General features: G+C 59.5%; 11 protein-coding genes. 1 reads left to right on the top strand and 10 read right to left on the bottom strand.

Annotated elements, in window-relative coordinates:
* The first annotated feature begins 178 nt into the window (after positions 1-178).
* Positions 179-1,018 carry a restriction endonuclease gene (locus AC3A5O_RS17680; RefSeq protein ID WP_487753502.1) on the top strand — a complete coding sequence of 280 codons (840 nt, stop codon included), beginning with the start codon at positions 179-181 and terminating at the stop codon, positions 1,016-1,018.
* A 167-nt stretch (positions 1,019-1,185) separates the two neighbouring features.
* Here the strand turns inward: AC3A5O_RS17680 and AC3A5O_RS17675 are convergent, their stop codons facing one another.
* The 10 genes from AC3A5O_RS17675 to AC3A5O_RS17630 all read right to left on the bottom strand — a co-directional run bounded on the left by AC3A5O_RS17675 (position 1,186) and on the right by AC3A5O_RS17630 (position 14,396).
* A complete protein-coding gene (locus tag AC3A5O_RS17675) occupies positions 1,186-1,545 on the bottom strand; it encodes a DUF6124 family protein (protein ID WP_487753501.1) in 360 nt (119 codons plus the stop codon).
* Between the two features lie 602 nt (positions 1,546-2,147).
* Complete coding sequence (locus AC3A5O_RS17670) at positions 2,148-3,422, bottom strand: glycoside hydrolase family 68 protein (RefSeq protein WP_487753500.1); 1,275 nt, start codon at positions 3,420-3,422, stop codon at positions 2,148-2,150.
* 618 nt (positions 3,423-4,040) lie between these two features.
* Entirely contained in the window at positions 4,041-5,033 is a 993-nt protein-coding gene (locus AC3A5O_RS17665) for a hypothetical protein (RefSeq protein ID WP_487753499.1), read from the bottom strand.
* 227 nt (positions 5,034-5,260) lie between these two features.
* Positions 5,261-6,673, bottom strand: a complete 1,413-nt coding sequence (locus AC3A5O_RS17660) for an aldehyde dehydrogenase family protein (RefSeq protein WP_487753498.1) — start codon at positions 6,671-6,673, stop codon at positions 5,261-5,263.
* Positions 6,670-7,728: a homoserine dehydrogenase gene (locus AC3A5O_RS17655; protein ID WP_487753497.1), complete on the bottom strand. Its 1,059-nt coding sequence runs from the start codon at positions 7,726-7,728 to the stop codon at positions 6,670-6,672. Before AC3A5O_RS17655 ends, AC3A5O_RS17660 begins: the two co-directional genes overlap by 4 nt.
* Before the next feature lie 1,060 nt (positions 7,729-8,788).
* On the bottom strand, positions 8,789-9,226 hold the full coding sequence (locus AC3A5O_RS17650; RefSeq protein WP_487753496.1) for an Lrp/AsnC family transcriptional regulator: 438 nt from the start codon (positions 9,224-9,226) through the stop codon (positions 8,789-8,791).
* Positions 9,227-9,237: 11 nt separating this feature from the next.
* A complete protein-coding gene (thrC, locus tag AC3A5O_RS17645; protein ID WP_487753495.1) occupies positions 9,238-10,602 on the bottom strand; it encodes a threonine synthase in 1,365 nt (454 codons plus the stop codon).
* A 31-nt stretch (positions 10,603-10,633) separates the two neighbouring features.
* A complete protein-coding gene (locus tag AC3A5O_RS17640; RefSeq protein WP_003205954.1) occupies positions 10,634-11,518 on the bottom strand; it encodes a LysR substrate-binding domain-containing protein in 885 nt (294 codons plus the stop codon).
* Positions 11,519-11,576: 58 nt separating this feature from the next.
* Complete coding sequence (locus tag AC3A5O_RS17635; RefSeq protein ID WP_305468630.1) at positions 11,577-13,007, bottom strand: amino acid permease; 1,431 nt, start codon at positions 13,005-13,007, stop codon at positions 11,577-11,579.
* A gap of 135 nt (positions 13,008-13,142) precedes the next feature.
* Positions 13,143-14,396, bottom strand: a complete 1,254-nt coding sequence (locus tag AC3A5O_RS17630) for a cystathionine gamma-synthase family protein (protein WP_487753494.1) — start codon at positions 14,394-14,396, stop codon at positions 13,143-13,145.
* Positions 14,397-14,566: the final 170 nt, after the last annotated feature.

The following is a 14,566-nucleotide window of genomic DNA, read 5'->3' as shown; positions in this document are numbered from 1 at the left end:
ATCATGGGTTGTGACGATTATCCCATTAGAGCCTGGTTCTGTTCGCGCAATTGCTGCCAGTTAGCGCGCGTTATGAGGCGGATTGAGAGTAAGTGCCATCCACAGTGTTTTGCTCAATCCAGGATCTCGCGACGAATCTTGTCCTGCTCTCGAAGCTCTTCGGCCAGATCTCGCAGAAATGGCCTTATCCCGCCTATCCAGGCATTGCGAGTTTCAGCTCAGCGAGGAGGAACGCAGCGAACGCCTGCCTTCCGGCAAGCAAACGGTTATTAACAATCGAGTCGCTTGGGCGCGGACCTATCTGAATAAGGCGGGGCTGCTGAGCATTCCGGCAAAGGGACTGGTGCAAATCACCGAACGCGGTCGAGAAGCGCTGAACAGCGGGCCTGCACGCATTACCGTTAGATGGCTCAAGCAGTACCCGGAATTCGCCGCGCTCCATACGACCAGTCCCGCCGATGACCCAGCGTTAGCCTTGCAGAGCGAACCGGTCGAACAAGCCACTCCCGACGAGCAACTGGCCGCAGCGCACCAGGCGCTGACGCAATCATTGGCGGATGAACTACTGGCCCTGGTGCGTGCAGCTTCACCAACTTTTTTCGAGCAACTGGTAGTCGATCTGATGATCGCCATGGGCTACGGTGGCTCACGCAAGGAAGCAGGTCGAGCGACGCAACAAACCAACGAAGACGGCATAGACGGCATTATCAAGGAAGATAAGCTCGGCCTGGACGTCATCTACCTGCAAGCCAAGCGTTGGACCTACACCGTACACCGCCCGGAAATCGACAAGTTCATCGGCGCCCTCACCCGCCAACGCGCCCGTAAGGGTGTGTTCATTACCACTTCGGATTTTTCCAATGGAGCCCGCGAGGCCGCCATGAGCCTGGATATTAAAGTGGTTTTGATCGATGGGCTGGAGCTGGCGCGGCTGATGGTCGAAAATAATCTCGGCTGCAACGTCAAACAGGTTTACGAAGTGAAGCACTTGGATAGCGATTACTTCGTGGAAGATTGACCCAGTCGACTTGCCGGTCACCGCCCCCACTGATGTCCTGCTGAGGTGCACAATTGTCCAACAGGTTGTTGGACAATTTGGGCCCTCGTCGTTTCAGGACTCTCTGGACCAGGAAGGTCTTGCCGAGCAAGACCTTTCTTCATACCTGGGGTAAGCGCGACCCCTTGTTACCTCACCTCAACAATATCCAAAGCCCGATTCGCCAACAGCTCACTCACCTCAATCACCTGCAAAATCCCCATCGCAACACGCCGTCGCGATCCCTCAAGGTCAAACGCCAGATCATTGATCATGGCATTGGCCGCAGCCAGGTTTTCACTGAGACTGGCAAGCAGACATTCCGAATCAACATCAGGCGCGATACGAAAGATGCTGCTGGGATTGTCAGACGTTTCTTTCTTCGGCGTAGGCTTCAGATAGAAATCCAAAGCTCGGTTGGCAGCATCATCAAGTTTCTTGTTACGAGCCGACTGAACGCGGGAAACGGTTTCGTCGGTAGCTGGCGGATTCGGTGTGATTTTAGCCATGGTAAAGCTCCTAGAGTCTGTTGGAGCTACCACCATTCGCTGCGAAACGAAGTTGGGGTGGCAGCTGTACGCGGGTTCGCAGACCGGGACTCTAGGGACCGGCAGACCCGAGGGTCTCCCACGCACAGCCACCTCTGACGAAATCACAGACATGGGCGATCTGCTTTCGAAGGTGACGTTGTGCGCCTATAGAGTCCGGGCTGCGAAACCCGATCACTGATGAGCAGTGACGGATTCAAACTACCGAGGGGACCCAAGGCGCACAAGCCGGCGGATTCTGGCGTAGTTGTAGGCAATGGCGCAAGGCGATGTCGGTCGTGGCTGGTCTCGTGGAGTCACGATAAACAGCGGGCCGGAATGTGGCTGATGCACCGCTATCGCGAGCAAGCTCGCTCCCACAGAGGAGCTTGTGTGCATACATCGCAGGGAAATGCATTCGCGACCGGCTGCATCCTTGCAGCCAGTCGCGAAGAGGGTTACGACTCGTTGTTCAATGGAGCTTGCGAGCAACGTCGCAATGAATCAGGCGGGATATCTCGATCATATCCACGACGGTTTTGTCATCGACCGCAAACCCGCTGCCTGAAACCCAGGTGTTGCTATTACTTGAGTGTGACGTCGAGCATCGGCGGGATGTAACCGTAGTCGTACTCGGCCACCACGAAGGTCTGCTGCCCTTTTATTTTCATGCCCACCGTGGGTGCCTCGGTGCCGCCCACCCGAATCTGCGTGCCGGTTTCGTCGGTCGGTACGCTGTCGATGAAGGAGGTCACCAGGCCGTTTGGCATTACATAGTGCGAGTAGGTCTGGAATGGCTGCGAGGACGGGTTGCCCAGCACCAGGCCGGAACCGTTCAGCGGCACGTAGGGGCCGAACAGCGAGTCCGCGACGAAACCGTACACGCCGTCCGGGCCGGTTACACCGTCGGCATAGGTGAAGGTATGGCTAATCGTGAACAGGTAGTACTTGCCATCCTGGAACACGAAGTGCGGGCGCTCGGTCTGGTCGTTTACCCCCACGGCGGTCAGCAGTGGCGGCAACATTTCCCAGTCGTCACCGTCCGCGTCGCGGGCCACGGCGATGCCGACACAGGCAGTCTGGAAGCGCGAGTTGCCGACATCTTCATAACCCGGTGGCACGTCGCCGATTTCTGCCTTGCCTACTTTGTGCGAGCCGCGCTCACCGGCCACGTTGCCCTCGAACAGCATGTAGAGCTTGCCATCTTTCGGGTCGCGGAATGGCCATGGGTCGCGGAAACCCCAAAAAGCGTTTTGTGCTTCGGTCTGGTACATGTTGCCGTCGGCCTCGAACAGCGGCTTGACCTTCTCGAAGCCGACCATGCTGACACCGTGTTCAGTGGTCACTACCCGACCCCGCACCTTGACGATGGTCGCGCCTGGGGTGACGGCGGTGTAATACAGGTCCACTTCACCGCGGTCGTTCAACAGGATCGGCGTGCCGGCCCATTCGCGAGCGGTCGGCGAAACCCCTTCGGCCATCACACGGCCGCCGAATTCCCAGTTCTTGCCGGTACGAGAAAACCAGTAGTACATCTTTGCCCGACCGTGACGGTCGTTCCAATCGCGGAGGATGTCGTAGTTACCGTCCTCGTCGAGGTACTGCGGGTCGTTTGGATGACGATCGGCCGTCAGGGTGAAGATCACCGACCAGCCATCGACGGACGTCACGTTACCGTCCAAGTCGCGCAGGGGCATGGTGTCCCAGATGAACACGTCGTTGTTCAGTACCGGGAAATCCGCGCTGACCAGCGGCTGAGTGGTGGTGGGATCATCCGCCCGGACTTTCAACGCGTCAGCGCGGGTCCAGAGGCTGGGTTGATGGGGGGTTACACCGAATTTTTCAGTGGTGGTTTTCATAGGTTATTGCCTCGTCCATGAATGGATTCAAATGAATAGTGATTTAGAAATACTGTATGCACATACAGTGAAGCCACCTTATAGAGACTCATGCATGCGGGTCAAGCAAAAAAATGCATTTGTGCATATTTTGGTTTTTTGTCGTAGCTGATACGTTTCAGCTTCGGACGTTTTCAGAAGTTCGTTCCTTAGGAGATCGGCGACGTTGGCTGCACGCTCGGCGCAGTCAACGTTACTCAGTGGAAAGCGCGCGTAACGGGGCAACGGGCGGAAGCATGCATAGAAGGATGGGGCAACTGAGCTTGTGCGTTTTGCACAAAGGGCAATGCAAGGTGGGGGAGCCGCACGGGGGTTTAGATTTGTCGCCGTCGGCGGCATGAAGGGAAGCGGGTCGTCGTGAGGTGTTTGCGAGGGGGTGAGTCAGCGGTTTTGATGTTGACTGGTATAGCGCTATCGCGAGCGAGCTCCCACAGTGGGGGGGCGGAATGTCTGTTGTGGCGGTGGTCAGTTGTTTTGATGGAGATGACTGCGAACGCTCAGTCACTCAATACCCGGGCAAGCGCGGCTCTGGCTTTCACATCCACTGCAGATTTTTCGGCGGGCGGGGTCAGGCTCGGTCTAGGCAGTCGCGCAAATAAAACTCCTGGCGCGACCGGCTTCAACACCCAACAAGCCTATTTCGGTTTCATCAATGGCTTGGTGTTGAACCAGGTTCATGCCTTCGCGCCGGTAAACTGCACTGCCCTCTGAATCAGCATGAACCACATACCCCCCAGGCTTTACGCCTACACGAGTTTCATCGAGAGCAATACTGGCCGAGACCAGGATATGGAAATCCAGGACGTTGTTCTTATGCAAAACCGTCGCGCCAATGAAATGTTCTGCGCATATTTCCAAAGCCATCTGCAGCCCATGGACCGCTGGGGTTTCCCGATAGCTGCCCGGCATGAATATCTTGTTTTCCCAGAACTGCGCGTCATTCAGTTCTTCCAGCCCATCGTTTCCGATATTGGGGTAACGTTTGTGCTGGTAAAAAACGTTTCCATTCCAAATGATGAAACCTGTGTTTCTAACGATTCCGTCGCCGGCTTTTGAACCTTCTGCGATCCGCTCCTTCGTAGCCGTTGCATAATCGCCATAAACCCCTTTGTTCATGCGGTCCCACCCCGGGATTTCATTCACGACCGCATCCATTTCCACACCATATTTTGCCTTGTTGATATTTCTGGCCTGACCCCACGATTTCAACTGCTGGGTTTCCCTTTTCCGCATCCTGGAGTCTGGGCGCTGCATTGACTTGAACCAAAGCGTCGTGCCTGGGACGAATATCAGCCATGGATTTCTGTTTGAAATATCTGCCAATGTTGCCCGGATGATTTCTTTTTCTTCCTCCGAAATAAACGAGGTAGGCATTTCCTTGGAGAAAAGATACTCGGGGGCGACGACAAGGCAATAATTCAGCTTATGTTGATCGACATGTTTGGCGAAGGCAGTTCTCGCCATGTACAGCAAAGCCCCGATTCTAAGCTGTATGCAGAGAAGACTGTTCTCGACGGGGATTCTTAATCTGCGTGTATCAAATTCCCAAACCACCACCAGTAAGTTCGGCATCCTTTCCTCCCGCCTGGCTGCTGAGCGGTGCCGCAAGCCGGGTTGGCCGCATTCGTGTGAGAAGGCACTTGGCGCATATTCCAGGAAAATTCAGCTTAGATGAGCCTGGACGATTTGGCCGACAGCCCCGGAAAAATATTTGTGGAACGCAAGAATCGAGGCTCTTTTGGATGCCGAAAAAAAATCGGGCAGGTGACCAACCTGCCCGATGCCAACGACCTGACCCATCAACCCAGCGTATTCAGGCACACCACCTTCGGCTGGGTCATTTCCTCATAGGCAAACCGCACCCCTTCCCTGCCCAAACTGCCGTATTTGGAACCACCGAACGGCATCGCATCAAACCGGAAGTCCGACGAGTCATTGATCATCACGCCTCCCGCTTCGATTCGCCGAGCAGCGCTCATCGCGGTGCTGAGGTCGTTGGTGAAAATCCCGGCGTGAAGCGCGTATTCAGGTTCGTTCGCCAACGCGATGGCTTCATCAAACGTCTCGAACGGCTGCAACACCACCACCGGCGCAAAGGCTTCATTGCGCCAGAGTCGGCTGGAATGATCGACGTTTTCCAGCACGGTAGCCGCGTAGCAGGTGCCTTGGCGGCGGTGGCCGCAGAGTAAGGTGGCGCCTTGTTGCAGGGCTTCGTTGACCACCTGTTCGGCGTTTTGCGCGGCTTGTTGGGTGATCATTGGGCCGATGTCGGTGCCTGCGAGCAATGGGTTGCCGACGACGAGGGCTTGGGCCTGGTTGACGAAGCGTTCGCGGAAGGCGGCGTAGATGGGTGCGTGGATGAGCAGGCGTTGGGTGCCGATGCAGTTTTGCCCGGCGGCCCAGAAGGCGCCGGAGATGCAGCTGTCGACGGCGGCGTCGAGGTTGCAGTCGCCCATGACGATGACCGGGGCGTTGCCGCCGAGGTCCATGGCGAGTTTTTTCAGGCCGGCGCTGCGGGCGATTTGTTCGCCGGTGACGAAGCCGCCGGTGAAGGAGATCATTCGTACGTCGCGGGCGGCGACCAGGGCTTTGCCCAGTTCGGCGCCGCCGGTGGCGACGGTGACGACGGTTTCAGGCAGGCCGGCGGCGACCAGGTAGGAGACCAGTTTTAGGGCCGACAACGGTGCCAGTTCGGACGGTTTGAGGATCACCGCGTTGCCGCCAGCGATGGCCGGGCCGAGTTTGTGGGCGACCAGGTTCAGCGGGTCGTTGTAGGGGGTGATGGCGACGATCAGGCCCAGGGGTTCGCGGGTGAACCAGCCCTGGCGTGATTCGGCGCCTTCGTAGGCGTCGAACGGCACGATTTCGCCAGCGTTGCGTTTGGCTTCTTCGGCGGAGAGCTTGAGGGTGTTGATGCAGCGTTTGACTTCTTTTTCCGCCTGTTTGAGGGTCTTGCCGGCTTCGTCGACAATCAGCCGGGCGAAGGCTTTGGCGTCGCGTTCGATGTTCAGTGCCGCTTGTTCGAGGATGCTTGCGCGGCGATGACGCGGGAGTGCGGCGCAGGCGCGGGCGCCGCTGCGTCCGGTCTCGAGCAGGTGTGGGACTTCTGAGGCGCACACGTCGGCGACGGTGCCGACGATGCTGCCATCAAATGGGTTGAGGACTTCGATGTGCGGTTCGACGACCGCCAGGGCCAGGCGCGATACGTTCACAGGTTGTGCTCCTGTTTGCGGATTGCCGATTGGTGGATGTGGATGATGTCCGATAGCAGCGCGAAGGCGGTTTCGATGCGGCCGGCGCCCGGACCGGAGACGGTGACGGCGCCGAGCAGTTCGCTGGTGAACGATACGGCGTTGGTGGCGCCGCTGATGCTGGCCAGTGGGTGGTCGTTATTCAGCAGGCGCGGTTCGACGCTGGCACTGATGGAGCCATCAGCATTACGGGTGGCGGCGCCGATGAGTTTCCAGCGTGCGCCGTTTTGTCGGGCTTTTTCGATGTCGTCGAAGCTGAGGGCGGAGATGCCGCGGCAGGTGACGTCGCTGACCGTGAGTTTGGCGTCGAGCAGTTCGTTGGCGAGGATCACCACTTTGAGGCGCACGTCATGGCCTTCGACGTCTGCCGTTGGGTCGGCTTCGGCGTAGCCCAGGGCTTGGGCCTGGCTGACGGCTTCGGCGAATCCGAGGCCGCCTTCCATGGAGGTCAGGACGAAGTTGGAGGTGCCGTTGAGGATGCCTTCGAAACCGCTGATCGAGCTGCCGGCCAGGGATTGTTTGGCGAGGCGAATGACCGGGGTGCCGCTCATCACTGAGCCTTCGTATTCGAAGGCGACGTTGTTGCGCTGGGCCAGGGCTTTGAGTTCGGCGCCGTGCAGGGCGATGGGGCCTTTGTTGGTGGTGACCACGTGTTTGCCGCGCTCCAGGGCCCAGCGGCAGAACGAGGTGGCGGGCTCGCCGTCCACCGGGTTGGTGAAGGTGGCTTCGGCGATGATGTCGGCGCCGCAGTCTTTGATCACGGCTTCGTTGAGGGCGTCGACGGTGCCGCCGGGGAGTTGGGCCATGGCGCCTTTGGTGGTGGGCAGTTTGGCCAGTGAGGCGGCGTCGAGGCCGTGGCGGTCCATCACCGAACCGAGGAACAGGTCGGTGACACCGACGATTTTCAGGGTGAAGCCGAGGTCGGTTTTCCAGCTTTCGTTACGCTCGGCGATGAGCTGAGCCAATGCCCGGTTTACACCGCCAAAGCCGACCAGTGCGAGTTTGTATTCAGTCATTTTTGTTATGTCCTTGATCCGGGTGATGAGGTTGTTGGGATCTAGGTTAGGGGGGTGGGCTGGGCAGTGAAATATGGCAATTTGCTCTATTTTTTGGGCGTTTTGACCAGGGGGTGGGCAAAGCGGTTGGTGTGGAAAAAAGCTGATAGGGGGTGGCTTTGTGACGAGGGGATTTATCCCCGCTGGGCTGCGAAGCAGACCCGGAATCATCCAGCGCGGTGGGTCAGGTTGATTGCGTTCGACTTGGTTGGGGCTGCTGCGCAACCCAGCGGGAGCAAGCTCCCTCGCCACGGGTTTGGAGTGGCTGCGGCATCTGCGGACACCATCAGCATGCTGGGCCTCACTGATCGGACACAGATCCCTGTGGGAGCGAGCTTGCTCGCGATGGGGCCAGGTCAGGCACATCGATGGTGGCTGGTGTACCGCTATCGCGAGCAAGCTCGCTCCCACAGGTATTTTCAGTGTTTGGGCCATTGGTGTTAGGCATGCATCTGCTTGGCTGACACACCGCCGGCCGCTTTTGTGGCGAGGGAGCTTGCTCCCGTTGGGCTGCGCAGCGGCCCCAAATCATACAGCGCGGTGGGTCAGGTTGATTGAGGTCAACCTGGTTAGGGCTGCTGCACAGCCCAGCGGGAGCAAGCTCCCTCGCCACGGGTTTGGAGTGGCTGCGACATCTGCGGACAGCATCAGCATGCTGGACTCACTGATCGGACACAGATCCCTGTGGGAGCGAGCTTGCTCGCGATGGGGTCAGGTCAGGCACATCGATGGTGGCTGGTGTACCGCTATCGCGAGCAAGCTCGCTCCCACAGGTATTTTTCAGTGTTTGGGCCATTGGTGTTAGGGCATGCATCTGCTTGGCTGACACACCGCCGGCCGCTTTTGTGGCGAGGGAGCTTGCTCCCGTTGGGCTGCGCAGCGGCCCCAAATCATACAGCGCGGTGGGTCAGGTTGATTGAGGTCAACCTGGTTGGGGCTGCTTCGCAGCCCAGCGGGGATAAATCCCCTCGCCACACAAGCTCCTTCGCCACAAGGGTCTCTATTTGGACGGATAGCGTGCCTAGACCACCGACGACAACACAAACGACGTCACGGTGTTCTCCACCCCGGGCAACGCGGAGATCTCTTTCCACACCTTATGCACCCGCTCCGGGTTCGCCGCGCCGACCCGCAACATCAAATCAAACTCGCCACTCATCACATCGCACTGCAGCACTTCCGGCATCGCCTGCAACGCTTGCAACACCTCCGCACCGCGCATGCGGTCGTAGCGGTAGACGAAGATCACCGCGTTGATGCTCGACGACGCGTGCACGCCCTCGCCGGTGCGCACCGTATAACCCTGGATCGCGCCGTCGCGCTCGAGGCGTTCGATGCGTTGGCGTACGGCGTTACGCGAGAGGTTGACCTTGGCTGCCAGTTCGGCGTGGGCGGCGCGGGCGTTGAGGCGCAGTTCGGCGATGATGCGTTCGTCGAGGGGATCGAGAATTCGCTTCATGGGGCCTCCGGTTATAGGGCGCCGAGCAGTTGATGAAGAGCACCGAGGTCGTCCGGCTGGATGCGATGAATCTGCGCCGGGCCTTGCTCGGACATCGGACGTTGTTGCGCCGCCACGGGGATCCCCAACTCACCAAGCAACACCGCCGATTTAATAGGCGAAATTTCGCCCAAGGTCACCATCGGCGCCACCAGACTGCGCCGGTACAAGCGCGCCGCGAGCACGCCGGTGGCGGTGTGTGGATCGATAACATAACCGGTGTCGCGATGCAGCGAGGTGATTTCTTCCAGCGTCTGTTCATCACTGACCGCGTACGAGTCGATGATCATCCGCGCCTGCAACCAGAACTCGTTGGCGATGGTCATTTCGCCACGGGTTTCGAAGGTGTGCATCAGCGCGCTGACTGCTTGATCATCGTGCCCATAGAGCTCCCAGAGAAACCGTTCCAGGTTGGAAAAAATCGACAAATCCATGGCCGGCGACAGGGTCTTGCTGGCGCGCAATCGCGAGTAGTGGTTCTTCAAAAAGAACTGATGCAGCGCGTCATTCTGGTTGGTGGCGACGATCATCTGCGTAATCGGCAAGCCCATCTTCTGCGCGATGTAGCCGGCATAGACTTCAGCAAAACTCGCCGCCGGCACGCTGAAGCCGATAGGCCGCTGACCGCCGCCCAACTGCAAAACAGCGTGAAAATAAAACACCAGCTGCGCCATGACACTGACCCAGTTGCTGGAGTTGAAACTGATCGCCTCATGCTGGCGGAACAGTTGAGTGACCAAGGTCTGGCATTCATCGAAACTGCCATCGACGGCCACTTGATGCACCCGCGGATGTGCCGTCGCTTGCAGGTCTTGAAGCTGGTCTTGCGGTACGCCGGTCTCGGGATAAATCACCACCACGTCGGTCTCGTCGCAGTGTTTGAAAGCCTCGATGGCGGCCAGGCCGGTGTCGCCGTTGGTGACGCCAATCACCACGGCGCGACGCCCGCGTTTACGCAGGAAGTACTGCACCAGCCGCGCCTGCAATTGCGCGGCAAAATCCTTCGAAGAACGGGTCGGCCCATGGAACAATTCCAGGACCCACTCGTTGCGATCCACCTGATGCAACGGCGCCAGGGAGCGATGGCTGAACTGGCTGCCGGCGTCCTTGAGCACACGCTTGAAGTCAGCCTCGGGGATCGCCTCGCCCACGAATGGACGCATCACTCGATAGGCCAGTTCGTCATAGGCCAAGGTGGACCAGTTGGCGATGTCCTGGGGTTCGAATTGCGGCAGTTCGACGGGAACGAACAGCCCGCCGTCCTCGGCGATGGCCGACAGCACGACGCGTTCGAAGTCGACCTGCACGGCTGAATTTCGGGTACTCACATAGCGCATGGTCAGCTCCGGATATTCTTCTGAAAACGGTTCATTTGAAACGATGCGCCTGCTCCACCAGCCAGGTGGAAAACCGCGCCGCGTCCGGGTGCTGTTCGGCTCCGGAACTGCGCACCAGGTAAAACGATTCGCTGGCTTCGATGCGCTGGGCGAAGGGTTCGACCAGGCGTCCATCGCCGAGCATGTCACTGACCATCGACGACCGCGCCAGGGCGATGCCCTGCCCCAGTTCGGCCATGCGCAAGGTGCAGACCAGCGTGTCGAATTGCATGCCGGTCGAGGAATCGACGCTGTCGGCACCGACCATTTTCAGCCAGTAACCCCAGCCCTCTTCGTAACCCAACACATGCAGCAACGGGTGCTTGGCCACGTCCGCCGGCACCTTCAGCGTCGCCATCAAGGCCGGCGAACACACCGGGAACAAGGTGTCCCAAGTCAGGCGCTGGGACACCAGGCCCGGCCATTGCCCGTGGCCCCAACGGATCTCCATGTCGTCTTCGCCGTCCAGTTCCTTGACCCAGATATTGCTGATGTAGCGGATGTCGACGTGGGGATGGGCCTGGCGAAAATCCACCAGTTTCGGCGCCAGCCAGTGCACGAAAAACGCCAGGCTGCCGCGCACTTTGATTGGCCGGCGCTTGTGCTGGCCAAAGATCTCGTTGGTGCCCACCGCCAGTCGCGTGATCGCGTCCTGCACCACCGGCAGGTACGCCTGGCCTTCCTCGGTTAGGCCCAAGCCGCGGGGCAAGCGCTTGAACAGCGCCACCCCCAGGTGGCTTTCCAACTGGCGGATCTGCTGGCTGACCGCACCTTGGGTCAAAAACAATTCGTCGGCAGCGTGGGTGAAGTTCAGGCAGCGGGCCGACACTTCGAACGCCCGCAGCCAGTTCAACGGGGGCAACGTTTTTTGCTTCATGGTCTTACCTCGTTAACCCCCACGCACCGGGCACGTTTGCCCGCCCCGTCGACGCGGCTTAAAACGCGTCGGACGGTTGTGCCACAAGGGCGACCGACAAGCGTCGCTCGCGGCTTTTGCGGGTAATGTAATACACGAAGTAACACCAGGCGATGAAGGGCAAGCCGAAGTACAGCGCCACCCGTTGTTCCGGGTCGAAGGCGATCCCGACACACGCCAGGCTGCAGCACACCAGCGCCCCCAGCGGCACCCACGGATAACCGCGAACGCGGAACTTGAGGTTGCGAATGTCGCCGCCGTTGGCCACGTAGTGACGACGGAAAGCGATCTGGCTCGCGGCGATGCTCATCCACACCACCACCACGGCCAGGCCGGAAATCGACACCAGCGCCAGGTAGATGGTGTCGGCGGCAAACACGCTGCTGAGCAACGAGGCGGCGCCGCCGGCCATGCTGACGATGATCGCGTTGAGCGGCGTGCCCATGCGGGTCAGGGCCGAGAATTGCTTGGGCAGGTGGCCTTGGTCGCTGAGGGTCCAGAGCATGCGCGAGGCGGCGTACAAGCCGGAGTTGGCCGCCGACAACAGGGCGGTGATGATCACGAAGTTCATAATGTCGGCCGAGTACGGAATGCCGATGTAGGTGAACACCGTGACGAACGGGCTCTCCACCAGGCCGGCTTGCTCGCGGGGCAACAAAGTCGCCAGGACAAAAATGGTCCCGACGAAAAACACTGCCAGGCGCAGCACGGTGGTGCGGATCGCGCGGGGCACATTGCGTTGCGGGTCCTTGGTTTCGCCGGCGGCGATGCCGATCAGTTCAGTGCCGGAGAACGCAAAGGACACCGCCAGCAGCGTCATCGCGATGGGCATGAAGCCGGTAGGAAACAGTCCCTCGCGGGTAAAATTGCTCAAGCCGATGCTGTGGGCCTGGTCGATGTTCAACAGGCCGAGAATCGCACCACCGCCGATCAGCAGGAACACCACCACGGTCAGCACTTTGATCAACGACAGCCAGAACTCGGTCTCGGCGAACAAACGCACCGACACCACGTTGGTGAGGAACACCACGCCGGCGAACAGCGCGCTCCAGATCCACACCGGCGTGTCGGGAAACCATCGGGTCATGAGGATGCCGGCAGCGGTGAACTCGGAACCGATGGCCACCGTCCACGTCAGCCAATACAGCCAGGCCACGGTGTAGCCGGTGCCGGGCCCGAGAAAACGCGTGGCATAGGTGCTGAAAGAGCCGGTTTCCGGCATCTGCACCGCCAGCTCGCCCAGGCACATCATCACCATGTAGACCATGAGCGCGCCGATGATGTAGGCGATCACCGCGCCCATGGGGCCGGCTTGGTTGACGGTGTAGCCGGACGTGAGAAACAGCCCGGTACCAATGACGCCGCCTAATGCCAACATGACGATATGGCGTGTCTGCATTTCCTGCTTGAAGCCGGTCCGCGTATTCGTTTGTTGTTCTGTTATGGACATGGTTGTTTCTCATGAAATGTCAGGGCGCGCGTCTACGTCTGCGCAAGTACGACAAGCGCCACTGAGCTTTTATTATTATTCCTATTCATGAACGCCCCGCTGACAGCCTTGTCGCGGAGTAGCAACATTCACACTTCAGCTTGCGGTTTCGGTGAGGACTTCATTGAGTTGCGGATCAAGGGATTTTTTGACAAAGGCGAAGGCCTGTTTCAAATCGTCCAGTAGATCGTCCGTGTCTTCGATGCCCACCGAAACCCGCACCAAGCCCTCGGAGATGCCCAGGGCCTGGCGTTCTTCCAAGGTGTTCTCGACATGGCTGGTGGTGCGGGCCGGGCCGTAGATGGTTTCCACCGCACCGAGATTGCCCGCGCAATGGGCGAAGCGCAGGCGTGGCAGGAGCAGCTTGACCGTGTCCATGCCGCCGACCAGGACAAAACTGACGATGGCGCCGAAGCCGGACATCTGCGCGCAGGCCACGGCGTGGTTCGGGTGACTGGCCAAGCCGGGATAATTCACCGCCTCCACCAGCGGTTCGGTGCAAAGGAATTCAGCCAGGGCCCGGGCGCTGTGTTGTTGCTGGCGCATGCGCAGCGCCAGGGTCTTCATGCCACGGATGATCAGGTAAGCCGAGAACGGGTCGAGGCTCGCGCCGTTGATTTCCCGGTAATGCCGCACCTGGGCCATCAAGGCTTCGCTGCCGCACACCAGGCCACCGAGCACATCGCCATGGCCGCTGAGGAACTTGGTCGCGCTGTGAATCACCACGTCCACCCCCAAGGCCAGCGGGCTCTGGTTCAGCGGCGTGGCGAAGGTATTGTCCGCCACCACCACGGCGCCAACACGCTTGGCCGCCGCCACCAGGCGCGGGATGTCGAGGATTTTCAGGGTCGGGTTGGTGGGGGTTTCCAGGTACAGCACCTGGCAACCCTTGGCGATTTCACGCTCGAGGTCGTCGTGATCGAAGGTCTCGCACAAGGTCACCGCCACGCCGGTGCGCGGCAGGAATTCTTCGAAGATCTTGTTGGTGCCGCCGTAACTGTCCTTGGTCGACACCACGCGATCGCCGTGGGCCAGGAAGGTGTAGAGCACGCTGCTGATCGCCGCCATGCCACTGCTGAAGGCCACGGCGGACTCAGCCATTTCCAACTCTCGGATCTTGGCTTCGAGGGTCTCGACGGTGGGGTTGCTCATGCGGCTGTAGATAAAGCCGGGGGCCTTGCCCAAGGCGACGTCGTACCAGACGTCGATGTCGTCGTAACCGTACGCGGCACTGGCCACGATGGGGGTTTGCGTGGCGTTGTAGGGGTGCCTGACTTGCTCCCCACCCCAAACCGCCCGGGTTCCCGCGCCGGCATTATCAAGCCCTGTGCTGTCAGGTTTATTGTTCATTGTGGCTACTCACACTGAGGGGGTGGACGTTGAGCCATCCACCGGATCTGAGGGCCAATATAGGGAAAAGCCTCGCCTCCGAGAAACGATGTTATCGGTGCCAAAGGGGTGGTTTTTTTAATGGCTGGGGGTGAGGTTGGAACATCTAAGCCACCGATTAACCCTGTGGG

Source organism: Pseudomonas sp. Soil_N_39, from assembly GCF_057655955.1.
This window is presented reverse-complemented; position numbering and strand designations above follow the sequence as displayed.